The 15,958-nt window shown below is 38.0% G+C and carries 15 protein-coding genes; 9 read left to right on the top strand and 6 right to left on the bottom strand.

What is annotated here, in order from left to right:
• Position 1 precedes the first annotated feature (1 nt).
• The 8 genes from H560_RS0108305 (at position 2) to H560_RS0108265 (ending at position 8,338) form a co-directional block, all read left to right on the top strand.
• The gene (locus tag H560_RS0108305; RefSeq protein WP_027379613.1) at positions 2-1,021 is read left to right on the top strand and encodes an ATP-grasp domain-containing protein; all 1,020 of its coding nucleotides are present in this window, start codon (positions 2-4) and stop codon (positions 1,019-1,021) included.
• A 355-nt stretch (positions 1,022-1,376) separates the two neighbouring features.
• Positions 1,377-2,543 (top strand): glycosyltransferase family 4 protein, encoded by a 1,167-nt coding sequence (locus tag H560_RS0108295; protein WP_027379612.1) that lies wholly within the window; start codon positions 1,377-1,379, stop codon positions 2,541-2,543.
• Positions 2,540-3,451 (top strand): glycosyltransferase family 2 protein, encoded by a 912-nt coding sequence (locus tag H560_RS0108290; protein ID WP_027379611.1) that lies wholly within the window; start codon positions 2,540-2,542, stop codon positions 3,449-3,451. Before H560_RS0108295 ends, H560_RS0108290 begins: the two co-directional genes overlap by 4 nt.
• A gap of 1 nt (position 3,452) precedes the next feature.
• Positions 3,453-4,775, top strand: coding sequence for a polysaccharide pyruvyl transferase family protein (locus H560_RS21320; protein WP_051289222.1), 1,323 nt, complete (start codon positions 3,453-3,455; stop codon positions 4,773-4,775).
• A 2-nt stretch (positions 4,776-4,777) separates the two neighbouring features.
• A complete protein-coding gene (locus H560_RS0108280; protein ID WP_034752400.1) occupies positions 4,778-5,938 on the top strand; it encodes a glycosyltransferase family 4 protein in 1,161 nt (386 codons plus the stop codon).
• Positions 5,931-6,536 carry a sugar transferase gene (locus H560_RS0108275; RefSeq protein ID WP_027379609.1) on the top strand — a complete coding sequence of 202 codons (606 nt, stop codon included), beginning with the start codon at positions 5,931-5,933 and terminating at the stop codon, positions 6,534-6,536. The genes H560_RS0108280 and H560_RS0108275 overlap by 8 nt, the downstream gene beginning before the upstream one ends.
• 18 nt (positions 6,537-6,554) lie before the next feature.
• On the top strand, positions 6,555-7,157 hold the full coding sequence (locus tag H560_RS0108270; RefSeq protein ID WP_027379608.1) for an acetyltransferase: 603 nt from the start codon (positions 6,555-6,557) through the stop codon (positions 7,155-7,157).
• Between the two features lie 26 nt (positions 7,158-7,183).
• The gene (locus H560_RS0108265; RefSeq protein ID WP_027379607.1) at positions 7,184-8,338 is read left to right on the top strand and encodes a DegT/DnrJ/EryC1/StrS family aminotransferase; all 1,155 of its coding nucleotides are present in this window, start codon (positions 7,184-7,186) and stop codon (positions 8,336-8,338) included.
• Positions 8,339-8,608: 270 nt separating this feature from the next.
• Here H560_RS0108265 and H560_RS0108255 read toward each other — a convergent pair whose 3' ends face one another.
• Complete coding sequence (locus tag H560_RS0108255) at positions 8,609-8,803, bottom strand: cold-shock protein (protein ID WP_027379606.1); 195 nt, start codon at positions 8,801-8,803, stop codon at positions 8,609-8,611.
• A 109-nt stretch (positions 8,804-8,912) separates the two neighbouring features.
• A complete protein-coding gene (locus H560_RS0108250) occupies positions 8,913-10,040 on the bottom strand; it encodes a DEAD/DEAH box helicase (RefSeq protein ID WP_027379605.1) in 1,128 nt (375 codons plus the stop codon).
• Positions 10,041-10,493: 453 nt separating this feature from the next.
• Here H560_RS0108250 and H560_RS0108245 point away from each other — a divergent pair, with 453 nt between their 5' ends.
• The gene (locus H560_RS0108245) at positions 10,494-11,423 is read left to right on the top strand and encodes a beta-1,6-N-acetylglucosaminyltransferase (protein ID WP_027379604.1); all 930 of its coding nucleotides are present in this window, start codon (positions 10,494-10,496) and stop codon (positions 11,421-11,423) included.
• Positions 11,424-11,527: 104 nt separating this feature from the next.
• Here the strand turns inward: H560_RS0108245 and H560_RS22320 are convergent, their stop codons facing one another.
• The 4 genes from H560_RS22320 to H560_RS23310 all read right to left on the bottom strand — a co-directional run bounded on the left by H560_RS22320 (position 11,528) and on the right by H560_RS23310 (position 15,935).
• Complete coding sequence (locus tag H560_RS22320; protein WP_155844977.1) at positions 11,528-12,451, bottom strand: complement C1q domain-containing protein; 924 nt, start codon at positions 12,449-12,451, stop codon at positions 11,528-11,530.
• A 25-nt stretch (positions 12,452-12,476) separates the two neighbouring features.
• Complete coding sequence (locus H560_RS0108235) at positions 12,477-14,066, bottom strand: autotransporter outer membrane beta-barrel domain-containing protein (protein WP_027379602.1); 1,590 nt, start codon at positions 14,064-14,066, stop codon at positions 12,477-12,479.
• 440 nt (positions 14,067-14,506) lie between these two features.
• Positions 14,507-15,121 carry a response regulator transcription factor gene (locus tag H560_RS0108225; protein WP_027379600.1) on the bottom strand — a complete coding sequence of 205 codons (615 nt, stop codon included), beginning with the start codon at positions 15,119-15,121 and terminating at the stop codon, positions 14,507-14,509.
• The gene (locus tag H560_RS23310) at positions 15,114-15,935 is read right to left on the bottom strand and encodes a sensor histidine kinase (protein WP_027379599.1); all 822 of its coding nucleotides are present in this window, start codon (positions 15,933-15,935) and stop codon (positions 15,114-15,116) included. The genes H560_RS0108225 and H560_RS23310 overlap by 8 nt, the downstream gene beginning before the upstream one ends.
• Positions 15,936-15,958 lie beyond the last annotated feature (23 nt).

Here is a 15,958-nt window from a genome sequence, read left to right as displayed (position 1 = left end):
GATGAAAATAGGAATACATCATCGCAAAGGCAGTTTTTCTGACCGCTGGATAGAATATCTGGCAGAAAGAAATATACCTTATGTGGTCTTGAATGCTTTTGATAACAATATTATCAGCCAGATAAAAGAGCAGGGGGTAACCCATTTCATGTGGCATTTCAATCAGAATTATTTTGAAGATATGCTCCATGCAAGAACTTTGTTCAGGGCTGTAAACCAAATCGGGATCAAAACATTCCCGGATGAAGATACATACTGGCATTTTGATGATAAAGTGGCCCAAAAGTATCTTATGGAAGCACTGGATCTGCCATTGGTGAAAGCCGATGTTTTTTATCATGAAAAAGAAGCGCTGAATTATATAGAAAATACTTCATTTCCTAAGGTTTTTAAACTAAAAGGTGGGGCAGGCTCAATAAACGTTAAGCTTATAAGAACAAAAGGCCAGGCGAAAAAGATTGTAAAACAGGCATTTGGAAGCGGTTTCGCCGCTTTTGATTCCTGGACGGTTTTTACGGATACGGTTGAAAGATTTTGGAGACAGAAAAACCTTCATAATTTCCTCAGGGTAATGAAATGGGGCTTTAAGGGGATTTTTGTAGACAAACAGTACAAAGTTTTTCCTAAACAGAGAAATTACGTCTATTTCCAGGAATTCATTCCTGATCTTACGTATGATCTGAGGCTTATTGTAATTGGGGATAAATGTTATTATTTAAAAAGAAATACTAGGGATAACGATTTCAGGGCTTCCGGCAGCGGAATGCTGGAGTTTGCACCCGGAAAATTTAATCTGGAAGCGGTGGACATTGCTTTTAATGCGGCAAAGCAGCTCAAAATGCTATGTGTGGCTTATGATTTTATTTTCGACTCCAAAGATCAGCCGCTAATAGTGGAGATCAGCTACGGATTTCAGCCTTACGTTTATGATCAATGCTTAGGTTTTTATGATACAAATCTGAACTGGAATGAAGCAAAGGTGAACCTTGAATATGAAATTGTTAAAAATTTTTTAAAATAAAATTTATAGCCTAGTTTTTAATATGTTAACAGGATTTAAGATTGAATTTTTATTCTATAATTTGTGATATATTATTTTTTCGTATATTTGTTTGTGGTAGTAAAATAATTGTCTTAATTAAAATTTTGTAAAATATTATTTATAGAATAATATTATTCGGCAAATAATATTTTTTGCCCGTTTTCTATCAATATCTGAACACAGATCTGGAAAAGAATCATTTCACTCATGAAAATAAAAACAGCATTTTCAGAATTCAACCTCTGAATATGGTGACTATATATCCATGTTAGCTTTAAAAAAACTTATAACCAATTTTTATCGATTCCAATAATAAAATGAAAGTGATATAAAAATGAATATAATTTTCCTTGAAGCCGTTCAGATTCATGGTGGTGCCCGAAAGAGCACTATCGAATTGGCCAAAAGACTTAATGATGGGGGACACAATTCGGTTATTGTAGATTTCTGGGGAAATTGCAGCGAATTCGTAGATGATGTAAAAGCTAATGATATTGCAATCAAGGTATTAAAAAAGAATGATGCCCCGATTGCCATTTTCAGCACCAAAAATCCGGTTAAGATATTTGTAAATACCACTTTGTTTTTAATGGACTGGTTTAAGCTTAAAAAAGAGTTTAAAAAATTTCAAAACACTTTTAAGCCAGACGTTGTAATTGTCAATAATATCAAAACCAATTCTATCCTGAAAAAAGGACAAGACTACAAGATTGCGTATTTCGCAAGAGGATGGTTTGCCTATAATTCCATTGGCTTCTTTAAAAAGCTGATGTTTAAGCATAATTCCGATTATTTTATCGGCGTTTCTCAGTCTACCAGACAGGCCATCTTTACCGGGGGGCTGGCTCCATTAGAAAAGATTTTTGTAGTTCCCAATGCCATTAACCTTACAAAAGTTGAGCAGTACAGAGCAGGAAAAGAAGCGCGTAAAGCAAGTGATCCTATGGTTATCCTTCACTGTGGCGGATTTTTACCTGCAAAAGGACAGAATTTATCAATTGCTTTAGCCAGAAGATTAAAAGAGAACAATATTAATTTTAAATTAATTCTGATGGGTGCTGTTTATGACACACCGGTTTCAGAGAATTTTTTAAAGAAGATCCGTAATGACATCAGCCAATTTCAGCTTCAGGATCATGTGGAAATAGTATTGAATCACAGAGATCCTTACAGCATTTTTAAGAACAGTGATGTATTGATACATCCGTCTGATACGGAAGGGTTGCCCCGTGTAATCATGGAAGCGCTGGCTTTTGAAATACCTGTAATTGCAAATCCTGTAGGCGGGGTTACAGATTACATCCAGCACAATTTCACAGGATATATTGCCACTCATAATAATGTGGATGATTACTATGATTATATCACTAAGCTTTACAACGACAGTGATCTGTACAGCTTTATAGCCGCCAATGGAAAATCATTGATCGTCAATAATTACGGCAAGAAAAATCAGGTGGAAGAGTTTAATAAAGTGTTTAAAAAACTGGGGAAAGCATGAAATCAATAACAATTTTTACCCCGACTTTTAACAGAGAAAAGACTCTCAGGAGGCTTTATGACTCATTATGCAGACAAAGCAGCGCAAATTTTAAATGGATCATTGTAGATGACGGTTCCTCAGACAATACTTCGGCCGAGGTAGAAAAATGGATACAGGAAGATAAGATTGAGATCCAATACCATTATCAGAAGAATAAAGGTAAGCTGGCGGCTCAGATTTTAGCGCTGGATTATATTGATACAGAATTGTTCACCTGTATAGATTCCGACGATTATATGCCGGATGATGCGGTTGAAAAGATATTGAATTTCTGGAAAGCCAATAAAAAAAGTAATTCTGCAGGAATCATCGGTCTGGATGCTTATCAGGACGGTACGGTTGCCGGAGAGTTTTTACCGGATGTAAAAGAAACCACCTATTCGGAACTGGTTGATCATTATAAAATTAAAGGTGACAAGAAATATATTTTCGATACAGAGAAATATAAGAAATTTCTGCCTTACCCCTATTTTGAAAATGAAATTTTTCATGAAGTAAGCTGGATTTTTCCATTGATAGATCAGGAGTATAAGTTTTTGATATCCAATGAAGTCTACTGCATCATAGAATACCAGCAGGACGGATTATCAAACGGATTGTATAAGAGATATAAAAGCAGCCCCCGCTCATTTATTGAATACAGAAAAATGAAAATGAAGTATGGGATCAATAATAAAGTGGTGCTGAAGAATTCAATACACTACATCAGCTCATGCCTTTTTGCAGGAAAATGGAATTTTTTTAAAGATTCACCCAACAAGCTGTACACCTTCATCGCAATTCCCTTCGGAATACTGCTGAATGTATACATCAACCGCAAGGCAAAGCAAAACACACAACGTATTAAACAAGGAAAATTGAATTAGAATGAATGCTATAATAGTACCCGGAGTAACAGATTTGAATAAAGGAGACCAGGCATTAGTCTGGGAAAGCTGGAGGCTGGCCAAAGATACAGGCCTTTATGACGAAGTATATATACTGGATGCCGGTGATAATGAGGAAGAAAGAGCATTGCTGTGCAAACAGTCTGAAGAGCATGGCTTCAAATTATTAGACAATATTTTAAAACACCCCAGAAGAGGGCAGCATAAATCAGGAGAGCATATTAAGGAATCCAGGCTTGAGCTTTTAAAGCAGATCAAAAACGCAGGAATGGATTTCAAAAACACCAGATATTTAATTAAAATATGCAATGATCTGGAGAAAGTAAGAAAAAACTTTGATAATAAGACGTACCAGACCGTTAAGCAGTTTCATGCCGCAAAAACCATTTTTGTAAAAGGGGGCGGCTTCATCCATGCTTATGGTGAAAAAACGGCGCCTTATCTCATGTGGTATTTTTTATTTTATGTAAGGCTTGCAAAGGCTTTGGGTAAAAAAGTGGTCTTTTTACCGAATTCTTACGGTCCTTTTATAGGATTAACGGTTAAAAAGCAGGTAACAACGGTATTTAATCAATTGGATCTTGTGTATGCAAGAGAAAACGTTTCATCTAAAAGTTTAGGTGAGCTGTTGGGAAAAAATATTCCCGTAGAGATGGATCTTGGGTTCTTCCTTGAAAAAGGAAGCCAGGAAGAAGCTGTGAAAATATTAGAAAAATATAATCTGTCCAAAGAAGATAAAATTGTAGGAGTAACTATCAGGCCTTGGCGTTTTCCGGGATTATCAAATCCGGAAGGGCTGTACAAAAAGTACATTGATTCTGTGGTAAAGCTTACAAAGCACATGCTGGATAAAGGTTACAAAGTCGCATTGTGCAACCAGTCATTAGGGCCAAACTCCCATGAGGACGACAGAAATGCCATTAAAGATTTGCTGGAAAAAATTCAGCACCAGAATTTGATCTGGATTAATGAAAACCTCCCTTGCGATACCCTGAAGGCCGTGTATTCTAATTTCTACTTCTTTATCGGAACGCGTTTTCATTCCATTATTTTCTCATTAACATCCCTTGTTCCTTCTATTGCGATAGGCTACGGCGGTAATAAGGCTTTGGGTATTATGGGAGATTTTAATCTTGATGATTATGTGGTTCAGATTCAGGATGTGGAGCCGGATCTGCTGGTCAATATGTTTGATAAGGCCATATTGGAATATGATGGTATAAAAACGCAGCTGGCACAGTCAATGGGCTTGGTGACAGAGAGCAGAAACAGATTAATAAAAGATATTCAATCCCTGTATTAGACATGAAAATAATCCGGACATCTACCATACCATTGTCCTTAAATGTCTTATTAAAAGGGCAGTTGAAATACCTGAGCGAATTTTATGAAGTGGTGGGAATCTCTTCCGAGGGCGAGTTGCTGGACGAGGTGAAAGAAAGAGAAGGTATAAAAACAATTAAAGTGAATATGGAAAGAGGAATCAGCCCTTTGAAGGACGCAGTTTCTCTTTACAGATTATATAAAATTTTAAAAAAAGAGAAGCCGCTCATTGTACATTCCATTACCCCGAAAGCAGGGCTTTTAACAATGCTTTCAGGTAAAATGGCAGGAGTTCCTGTCCGGATCCATACGTTTACGGGACTTATTTTTCCTACAAGAAAAGGGGTGTCGAAGAAGCTGCTTATTACGATGGATCAGCTGCTGTGCTGGGCGGCAACGCATATTTATCCTGAAGGAGAGGGGGTTAAGAAAGATTTGATTAATTATAAAATAACCTCAAAATATTTAAGAGTAATTGGAAACGGTAATGTTAACGGGATTGATTTACAGCACTTTTCACCGGAACAGGTTACCGGAGCCCAAAAAGAAAGCCTAAGGAAAGAATTAAACATAGAAGATTCAGACTTTGTTCTTGTGTTCGTGGGAAGACTGGTAGGTGATAAAGGGATTAATGAGCTGGTAAAAGCCTTTTCATTATTAAATAAAACAGGAAAACGCTCAAAGCTCTTATTGGTCGGCCCTGTTGAACAGGAATTGGATCCGCTTGAGCAGGAAACTTTAGAAGAAATTAAAAATAACCCGGATATCATTTCCGTGGGCTTTCAGAAAGATGTGCGTCCTTATTTTGCAATTTCCCATGCGCTGGCTTTCCCAAGCTACCGTGAAGGTTTTCCAAATGTCGTGATGCAGGCCGGAGCAATGGAATTGCCGAGCATAGTTTCAGACATTAACGGATGCAATGAAATTATTATAGAAGATCAAAACGGGATCATAGTTCCGGTAAAAAACAGCGAAAAGCTGAAAAACGCGATGGAAAGGCTTATTTTGGATGAAGAATATTATCATCAGCTGAGGATGAATGCGAGGGAGCTTATTGCATCCCGCTATGAGCAGTCAGTGGTTTGGGAAGCCCTGTTGGGTGAATATAGAAAACTGATTAAAGAAAGAGAATACCGTGTATAAGTTTTTTTTTAAAAGAGTTATTGATTTTTTAATCGCATTGACGGCGCTTATTGTTTTGTCACCGGTTTTCGTCATTGTTACGGTATTGCTGTATTTCGCGAACCAGGGGAAGCCGTTTTTTGTGCAGGCAAGGCCGGGATTGAATGAGAAGATATTTAATATCATCAAGTTTAAGACGATGAATGATAAAAAAGATGCACAGGGTAATCTCCTTCCGGATTCGGAAAGGCTGACACCTGTAGGGAGTTTTATCCGCCAGACCTCACTGGATGAGCTTCCGCAGCTTATTAATGTTTTGAAAGGAGACATGGCGCTTATTGGTCCCAGACCATTATTGCCGCAATATCTGTCTTTATATAGCGAGTCTCAGAGGAGACGGCACAGCATACGCCCGGGGATTACAGGCTGGGCGCAGGTGAACGGAAGAAATGCCATTTCCTGGACACAGAAATTTGAGCTGGATCTATGGTATATCAATAATCTGTCTTTAGCAACAGATTGTAAGGTGATCCTTCTTACTTTAAAAAAGGTAATAAAAAAAGAAGGAATCAATCAGGAGGGACAGGCAACGATAGAAGCCTTTAACGGTAATAATTAATTAAAATGTAGATAGAATATGTATTTATACGGAGCAAGTGGTCACGGAAAAGTAGTCGCTGATATCGCAGAAGAATGCGGCTACAAGATAGAAGCATACATTGATGAAAATCCTTCCAAAGAGAAAGTTCTGAGTTATCCCGTTCTTCACGAAATTCCGGAGCGTGATATAGAAATACTTATTTCTATAGGCAATAACAGAATACGGAGAAGAATAGTGAATCGAGGGGAGCTGTTCAGCTATGTTACATTGATTCATCCCAAATCTGTCATATCCAAAAGGGTAAAAATAGGGGAAGGCACAATTGTAATGCCCGGCGTCACTATCAATGCTGTAGTAAGAGTAGGAAAGCACTGTATTATTAATACCAATTCTTCCATAGATCATGATTGTGTCCTGGAAGATTATGTACACATCTCCCCCAATGCCGCCCTGGGCGGAAACGTGCACGTAGGTGAAGGCACTCACATTGGGATAGGAGCAAGCGTAATACAAGGAATAACAATCGGGAAGTGGTGCACCATTGGTGCAGGAGCGGTTATTATTAATGATGTTCCGGACGGCTGCACAGTAGTCGGCAATCCCGGGAAGATCATAAAAAGTAAAAGTTTAAAAATTTAGAATAGTAAAATTTAGAATAGTAAAATATGAAATCAAAAGTATGGTTATCCTCCCCCCATATGGGAGGGAACGAATTAAAGTACATTGAGGAAGCTTTTGACACCAATTGGATCGCCCCTCTGGGACCCAACGTAGACGGCTTCGAGAAAGATTTGGAAATATTCTTAAATGAAAACGTAAAAGTAGCTGCCCTTTCAGCGGGAACGGCTGCTTTACATCTGGCGTTAATTGAATGCGATGTGAATCATGGAGACGAGGTAATCTGCCAGTCTATGACATTTTCTGCCTCCGCCAATCCCATAGCTTATCTGGGAGCAACTCCCGTTTTTATAGATTCTGAAAAAGATACATGGAATATGTGTCCGGATGCATTGCAGGAAGCAATCACAGACAGGATTGCAAAAGGTAAGAAGCCAAAAGCCATCATTGTTGTTCATCTTTACGGGATGCCGGCAAAAATGGATGAGATCTTATCCATAGCTGCAGAATATGATATTCCGGTGATAGAAGATGCTGCGGAATCATTAGGTTCAAAATATAAAGGAAAAGCCTGCGGTACTTTTGGACGTTTCGGTATTTTGTCATTTAACGGTAATAAAATTATCACCACTTCAGGAGGGGGAGCTCTGGTTTGCCATTCTCAGGAAGATAAAGACAAAGCTGTATTTCTTTCCACTCAGGCAAGAGATGAAGCACCTCATTACCAGCATTCTCATATCGGCTATAATTATAGAATGAGTAATGTAAGCGCGGGAATCGGGCGTGGCCAGATGGAAGTTCTTACTGAAAGGGTAGAAGGCCGCAGAAAAGTCCATGATTTTTATGCTGAAATCTGTAAAAATATGGATGCCGTAGAGCTTTTCACAGAGCCGGGCTCAGACTTTTACAGCAATCACTGGCTGTCTGTTATTACAATAGACGAGTCAAAATCATCAAAAACGTATGAAGATCTTCGTCTTGCATTTCTTGAAGAAAATATAGAATCCAGACCGATCTGGAAGCCGATGCATTTGCAGCCGGTCTTTGCAGATGCGCCTTACTATGGAGGAAAAGTAGCTGAAACTCTTTTCGGAAACAGCCTTTGCCTGCCTTCAGGATCTAATCTTTCTGAGGATGAAAAAGAAAGAATCGCGAAAGTACTGATGGAAGTTTTTTCAGGTAAGGAAGAGTTTTCGGTTTAAAGATAAATTTATCCTGTTTTGGATGTATAAAATTCACATCTAACGAAATTATACAAGTACGGAACAAAACTGGGCCTGATTAAGAATGAATATTTCTTAGTCAGGCCTTAATTATACCATCAGTTCGAGTGTTTTCGTGACAAAATGAAGAAAAAATGTTGCGTTGCAGATAAAATTTAAATCTAAATTAAAATCAATCCTGAAAATTGACATAAAAAAAGCCCCAACCGGGGCTCAAATTAATAATCGAAATTATTTTTTTGTGGTAAATTAAGCTAATTTTACATTAACTGCATTTAATCCTTTTTTTCCTTGCTCTATATCATATGTTACCTTATCGTTTTCACGAATGGTTCTGCTGCTTAATCCTGAAGAGTGTACAAAGATGTCCTCACCTCCGTTTGATGGAGATATAAATCCGAAGCCTTTTGCTTCATTGAAAAATTTTACTGTGCCTTCTTGCATTGTAATTGTATTAAAAATTGTTGTTATTTATTAATATTTGTGGCAGATTCTTTACATTTCACTGTTAAAAACAGCCACGAATAATTTTTTCCTGTTTTTAATTTAAATCTTACTGAAATAAATTGGTTTGTTTAATAATAGGCATTGTAAAGCCTATCAGCTTCTGAATATTCTTCAGATCAGTACGTTCTTCCTCGTCACAAAATGACACTGCTTTGCCTTCCATTCCTGCTCTTCCTGTTCTTCCGATACGGTGAACATAGGTTTCGGGAACATTGGGAAGCTCATAATTCACTACATACGAAAGCTCGTCTATATCAATTCCTCTTGCCGCAATATCTGTGGCGATCAGCACACGGATTTTACTGCTCTTAAAATCTTCCAGAGCTTTTTGTCTTGCATTCTGAGATTTGTTTCCATGAATTGCCGCTGCAAATATCCCAGTCTGCCCCAATTGTTTGACTAATCGGTCTGCTCCGTGCTTAGTTCTTGTAAAAACAAGAGAACGAAGGATAGATTGATCCTTCAGCAGGCTTATAAGCAAACCTGTCTTGTGATTTTTCTCTACAAAATATACAGATTGCTTCACTGTTTTCGCTGTTGATGAAACGGGGTTTACCGTGATTTCAACAGGGTTTTTCAGGATGCCATCTGCAAACTTTCTTATAGAATCAGGCATTGTAGCAGAAAAGAACAAGGTCTGTCTTTTTTGCGGAACCAGATTCAGTACTTTTTTAACATCATTTACGAAGCCCATGTCCAGCATTCTGTCTGCTTCGTCCAGCACCAGAATTTCTATTTTCGAAAGATTGATGTGTCCCTGATTGCAAAGATCGAGAAGTCTTCCCGGTGTTGCGATAAGAACATCCACTCTTTTTCTCAGCGCCGAAATCTGGCTTCCCTGAGATACTCCTCCAAAAATGGAAAGCTGTGATAATGGCAGATACTTACTGTAGATTTTGAAGTTTTCTTCAATCTGAAGGGCAAGTTCCCTTGTAGGAGTAAGAATCAGTGTACGGATTCCCATATGCTCGGGGCTGTGCTTTTTCAAAAGCTGCAGTACCGGCATTGCAAAAGCCGCTGTTTTCCCTGTTCCCGTCTGTGCGCATCCTATGATATCCCTGCCATCCAGAATGTGCGGTATCGCCTTGCTCTGGATATCGGTAGGCTTAGAATATCCTGCTTCGGTGACAGCGCGGATAATAGGGTTTATTAAATTTAAATTTTTGAAATTCATTGTTTTGAGATTGCCTTTTTAAGGCTTTAGGATATCAGACTTATTTTAAAATGCTGATATATAGATGCAGGCAGAAATTTTGTGTATGTTGCTGCTTGCTGATTATTCTGCTGTAATATAAAAATATCACATGAAACTCGGCTTATTTTTAAAAGCTCTGATTGTTGTTTTTCTGGGTTCTGGCTGTTCAGATTACCAATGCATATATTCATCTGTAAAAGATTTAATATAAAATGTGGCAGCTGAAAAGGCAAAAACTGAAAAAGAAAAAAATGATATTCTAAACTGTAACAGAAAGCAGAGGCAGAGGCCTGTTTTATTATTCTTATGCAAACATACAACAAATATTTGGAATAGCAAGCTTTTTAATTAATTGATTATCAAAAAATTATTTGTACATTGATCCACTGAAAAATTGTTTGCACGGTGCGGATGATTTATAATCTCCAAAAAATGCAGACATTTACTCCACAGACCCTGCCTGAAACAGAGCCGTCTGAAACCTCTTCAATACCGCTGGTAAGAATTGCGTACTTTATTATGGTACACCATCATCCTGAAAAGTTCAAGGCGCTTTTCCGGAAGATCTATACACGGGATCAGTTTTACCTCATCCATATCGACAGAAAGGCTAAAGAAGAATTTACTGAAGAGATCCAGCAGTTTCTCGTACAGTTTCCTAATGCTTATATTCTGGAAAGCATGAACATCAATTCGGGTGGATTTAATATTATTAAAGCGGAAATCAATGCAATGGAATTTCTTCTTAATGTAAGTTCAAAATGGGATATTTTCATTAACCTGAGCGGGGAAGACTATCCCTTGAAATCCCAGGATATTATCAGGAAATTTCTTACGGAAAACAGGCACAAGAATTACCTTTTTTACTACGACCAGAAGTTTTACAGACCGGATACGCTGCAGAGAATTCACAACCATTTTACGGAATTGGCCTATCGCATTTCTTCTCTTATCTACAAACGGGAATTCATGAAGGGAATAACTCTTTTTATAGGCGGAAAATGGGTGATTTTTACCCGGGATACCTGCGCTTTTCTCAGCACGAATGAAAAGGTGATGAAATTTGAAGATTTTTACCTTCATACTTTCCTGGCAGGCGATTCTTTCTTCCAGACGGTGCTTATGAATACGGATTTCAATGAAGTCATTGTAAATGATGATAAAAGAGCAATTAATACAGGGCAAAAACCGGAGGTTTTCATTGATTACCTGAAATCCAACAACCAGTTTTTTGTAAGGAAGCTTAGTAGTGAAACGGATCAAAGCATCTTACAATATATTGAGCAAAGCTATGATTCTGCACTCCCGGAAATTGATGAAGTGGAACGTGAGCTGAAAATAGGGCACCACAGAGACAATTAATTTAATTTTCCCCAAATAAAAAACCATGTAATGAGGGGTTACATGGTTATTTTTTTGTGTTATTAGAACCTTTTTTAGTTTAATTTATAAGTGCAAACCTTTAATTAATTGGCAATTTTATATCCGTAAAGTGAGCTCACGACTACCTGATATACACTACCGCTCGATACTGCGGCTACACCAGCCATACTTACCGTTTCTCCTGCATTCAAGTAGGTAATGCATGAAACATTTACGCCCACAAGAGTTCCTGGATTTGGCTGAAAAGACTGTACCAATACATTATTGGGAGTGGTACTGAAATTTTTAATTAGGTAAAGCAGTGCAAAATTAAATGTTGGAGCTCCCGAAACCAAACTGTTGTCAAATTGCGTAGAACCGTAAAACATATAATATCCGTTTGTAGGTGCTGTAAAACGTCCTGTTGATGTATTAAAAGCATTTCCGGTATTAAGTACAGCTCCCTCCGGATAATTGATTTCTGTGCCAATAAAAGGGCCGGTAGTAGCTGGAAGAGTCTGCCTTGTGGTGGTACTTACCGTAGAAAAAGCATACGTAGATGCCGCTGCAGGAAGACTGTCTGAACTTGAAAGTAAGATGAGTTCCCATGTTGTTCCCGTAGCTGTTCCTTTGCTTATAAAAAAAGCATAGTAACCTGGAGGTACATTTACAGATGATACACCGGCTCCGCTCTGATTATCAATGAGCTCTGTTCCGCTTGCGGCTACCGAAAGGGTTGCTGTTCCTGTGTTTTTAAAATGGTAAGTTCTACCTATGAAGTTTCCGGTGCCGTTTATGGCTGCGGGAAGGGTTAAGGTTCCGTTAGTTCCGCCGTTATAAGCGACGTAATAATCATTAATTCCAACAGTACCGCTTGCGGAAACCTGTCTGTAGGTAGCAGCAAATGACCCGTTCACTGTAAGCTTGCTGCCCGGTGCTGAATTGTCTATACCTACATTTCCACTTTGGGAGTAAGTCATCACACCTGAAAATAACAGGAGGGAGATAAAAATAGATGGTATTTTCATATTATTTATTCAAAAGTTGTGTTGATTAATTTTGGAATTTTACAAAGTCTAAATAGAATGGAGGGTTACCACCATTAAAACTAAGTGGAACGACATAATTCGTTTTATGAGCTACTACAGGATAAGTTCCTGGTGCAGGGAAGTATAACACTTTATTTTGATCTCTTGGAATAAAATTAACTGCTTCAGGGCTGGAAGTACCACAATAAGATTTCCATACGTCTCCAATACCAGCGATATAAAGCCAATAATCATTACAAGTGGATGTAAGGGTAAGTCCTGAACGGAAATAGTACCATCCTTTTGCAGGAATTACAACTGATATTCCCGTATATAGATTATCAGCCCCTGAATTACCCTCAAAAGGATTAACCAATGTTCCTGTATAAGATGTCCAGTTATCTGCAAATGCTGTCGTAACAGTAGATGACCATGTTGCAAGCCCGTTGGCATCACTTGTCAATACATAGCCCAGCTGCTGTGTGCCGTCTTTTATCTGTAATGCACCATTGGTAGTCCCGTTATCTATTACAATCTTAGCATTGGAAGCACCCGTAGGAACTGTATTGGTACCTACCAAAACTTTTCCTGTTCCGTTAACGCTCAGGTTATTTCCTGCTGTATCAATATTTGTTGCCTGAGATAAGGTGCCTCCCAATCTCACATCAGAACCGGACATGTTTGTACCATTGCTTGCCGTGATATTGTTATTAATGATTGTGGTTCCTCCGCTGCCGTTACCGCCTGAAAGTTCTGTAATTGACATGAAGCCAATGGATCCGTGCAGCAGTGCCGTTCCTCCGCCAGTTTCCATTCTTACTTTTACGGAAGTATCTGCTGCGGGTTTGAAGATTGCATAAGCTTCCGGCTGGCCACCTATTGAAGATGCAGGATAATTGTTAAGTGCATCCACAACTCCTAAAGTGGTGGTAGGCAACGGGGCATTATTTGAAGCGTCAACCCATTGATAAGCAGCGTAACCATTAGCAATAGAGAATTCTGTAGCATGAAGCTGACATCGAAGAACATACGTTTTGCCAGCTTTTAAATTAAAAACTCCTGCACTGTACGTAATATTATTGGTAGCAACTACAGAGCCGAAAGTTACATCAGATCCGGTAGTTATAGATTGTGAAGCAGTTGGTTTTACAATAATATAATCTCCGGTAGAAGACGAACCCAATGAAACAACTTCCCAGGTGGAGCTTGCTCCTGTAAGCCCCGTGCTGATTAATTGCACGCTCTGATTTGCAGGTACCAAAACATTTGTATTTCCATTAATAGTTTCCGATCCTGCAGGGTTTACTCTGACAGAAAAACTGGTATTATTCTTGATGGTGTACATACGGCCTTTAAAATTCCCAACTCCACTGATGGCGGCGGGAAGATTAAATACAGCATTGGCAGTACCATTGTATGATACGTGGAAATCTGTGGCTGTAAGATTATAGGTGGTGGCAGTTACTGCAAGATAACTGGCTGCTACAGATCCGTTAATATCCATTGTTGATCCGGGATTCGCGGTGTTTACTCCGATGTTTCCTGTTTGGGCAAAAGCAATAGAAGACATCAGGAATCCTACTGCTTTGAATAATGTAGTTAAATCTTTTCGCATTTTATTTAGTTTTAGGCTTTTAGTTTTAGGGAAGTAATGCAACGCTGCATACAAAGATCCAAGGCTTGTCTATTCTTTTCTTACTGCAAAAAATCTTGTTTTAGTGCATTAAAGCGATACGTTTACCACAGGCATAAAATTATAGAATAAGTTCTATAAAAAAACTCACCTTATGTAGAATAAAATAATGACCCGTGTAGAAAATTTTCTACACAGGTTGTATTGTTTTTGTGGTTTTAAATTGTTTTATTTGATGAGTAAGGAGGATGGGAGATGGAGAGGGAAGTTTGTTGACGCTGAAAAAAACAGTTACAATTTAGTATTTGTTATTCTTTTAAAAATACTTTATCAATTTTATGACAACATCAGAAATTCTAGGTACAACAATAACTTCCAGCTTCTCTCTTCCATCCTCCAACCCAATATACTTAACCTTTTATTTAAGATATATGGATTTTATAAAGGCTGATAAGCTCTGCCAGATTATTGGTTTTCAGCTTGGTGTATATTCTTTTTTTGTACGTGCTGATGGTGGGCATCTGAATATTTAATTTATTCGAAATCTCGAGGTTTCCGTCTCCCATGGCCATTAATGTAAAAATTTCATACTCTCTTTTAGATAAACTTTTAATGGAATCCAGCGGTGAAGACTGCAGCAATTGATTCACAATACCTGACGGATAATAATACCCCTCAGAAAATATCCTGCTTACAGCTTCCGAGATCTCATCTACTTTGCTCAGCTTGCTGAGATATCCGTTGGCACCTTCTTTAATGTATTGCACAGCTATTTCTTCTTCATAGGCAGAAAATATGAGAATTTTAATATCGGGATCAATTGCTTTAATCTCGGAGATCATTTTCTTGTTTTTGCTTTCGGGCATGTTTATATCCAAAATGACAAGGTCATATTTCTTTTTTGAAATCTTGTCTATGGCTTCCGGATAGTCTTCAGCCTGGTCAATAACAGCATTTTCCAGCCTTGATTCTAAAATTAAACTTGTTCCTGCCAATACGATGTCGTGGTCATCGGCTATTAAAATATGTTTAGTCATTTTTTTTGTCTGTAAGAATTAGTTTAAAAGAAGTTCCCTTAGGTGTATTTTTTTTGAAAACAATTTTACTGTCGATCATCTGCAGCAGCTGGAGCACAAGATGCAGCCCCATACCGTATTTCTGCAATAATAATTTTTCGCTTTCAATGTTTTCCTGAAGTTCCATATAATATTCTATTTTATGTTCATCCATTCCGATTCCGGTGTCTTCTATAAGCAAAATAATATTGTCATTTTCAATGGTATTGCTGATTGTAATTTTCCCGTTTTCTGTGAATTTCACGCAGTTATCCAAAAGATTGTGTAGAATAGCCGCCAGGATGCTTTTACTGATCCTCACATGCAGAGATTCATCTACAGTATTGGTAATAACGGTATTATTATTCTCTGCAATGGCCGTGAACAGTGTCTTTTTTTCTTCTATAAGCTTATGAAGGGAATAAAAATATTTTTCTTCTGAGCGATGGCTGTAGATATCGGCATATTCCTTCAGCGTAATGGTAAAATTATACAGCTGATCTGATGATTTATAGATGGAATTGAAAATTTTCTCAGTTCTTTTTTGATCAAACTCTTTTTTTTCCAGCATTTCCTTAGCCGTAAAAGCAATGAACTTTATCGGTGTTGTAATATCGTGGGTGATAGTTCCGATGAGTTTTTTCTGCTGTTCCACTTCCTTACGAAGCAGCGTTTTGGTCATTTCCAGCTTTTCAATATTATCAGAAAGGCTTTTGGTACGGTGGCTTACAATTTTTTCCAGCTCGGCATTCTTTTGTTTCAGAAAGCTTATTCTCCATTTTATTAATAAATACAAAAGAAATATTAAAATAAAAAGAA

This window comes from Chryseobacterium daeguense DSM 19388 (genome assembly GCF_000430825.1).
GTDB classification, from domain to species: Bacteria; Bacteroidota; Bacteroidia; order Flavobacteriales; family Weeksellaceae; genus Chryseobacterium; species Chryseobacterium daeguense.
This window is presented reverse-complemented; position numbering and strand designations above follow the sequence as displayed.

Coding starts and splice junctions, on each gene's coding strand:
- H560_RS0108255 (WP_027379606.1), bottom strand. CDS start 8,803: ATGCAAGAAGGCACAGTAAAATTTTTCAATGAAGCAAAAGGCTTCGGA.
- H560_RS0108290 (WP_027379611.1), top strand. CDS start 2,540: ATGAAATCAATAACAATTTTTACCCCGACTTTTAACAGAGAAAAGACT.
- H560_RS0108280 (WP_034752400.1), top strand. CDS start 4,778: ATGAAAATAATCCGGACATCTACCATACCATTGTCCTTAAATGTCTTA.
- H560_RS21320 (WP_051289222.1), top strand. CDS start 3,453: ATGAATGCTATAATAGTACCCGGAGTAACAGATTTGAATAAAGGAGAC.
- H560_RS0108305 (WP_027379613.1), top strand. CDS start 2: ATGAAAATAGGAATACATCATCGCAAAGGCAGTTTTTCTGACCGCTGG.
- H560_RS0108245 (WP_027379604.1), top strand. CDS start 10,494: ATGCAGACATTTACTCCACAGACCCTGCCTGAAACAGAGCCGTCTGAA.
- H560_RS0108265 (WP_027379607.1), top strand. CDS start 7,184: ATGAAATCAAAAGTATGGTTATCCTCCCCCCATATGGGAGGGAACGAA.
- H560_RS0108295 (WP_027379612.1), top strand. CDS start 1,377: ATGAATATAATTTTCCTTGAAGCCGTTCAGATTCATGGTGGTGCCCGA.
- H560_RS0108225 (WP_027379600.1), bottom strand. CDS start 15,121: ATGACTAAACATATTTTAATAGCCGATGACCACGACATCGTATTGGCA.
- H560_RS22320 (WP_155844977.1), bottom strand. CDS start 12,451: ATGAAAATACCATCTATTTTTATCTCCCTCCTGTTATTTTCAGGTGTG.
- H560_RS0108235 (WP_027379602.1), bottom strand. CDS start 14,066: ATGCGAAAAGATTTAACTACATTATTCAAAGCAGTAGGATTCCTGATG.
- H560_RS0108250 (WP_027379605.1), bottom strand. CDS start 10,040: ATGAATTTCAAAAATTTAAATTTAATAAACCCTATTATCCGCGCTGTC.
- H560_RS0108270 (WP_027379608.1), top strand. CDS start 6,555: ATGTATTTATACGGAGCAAGTGGTCACGGAAAAGTAGTCGCTGATATC.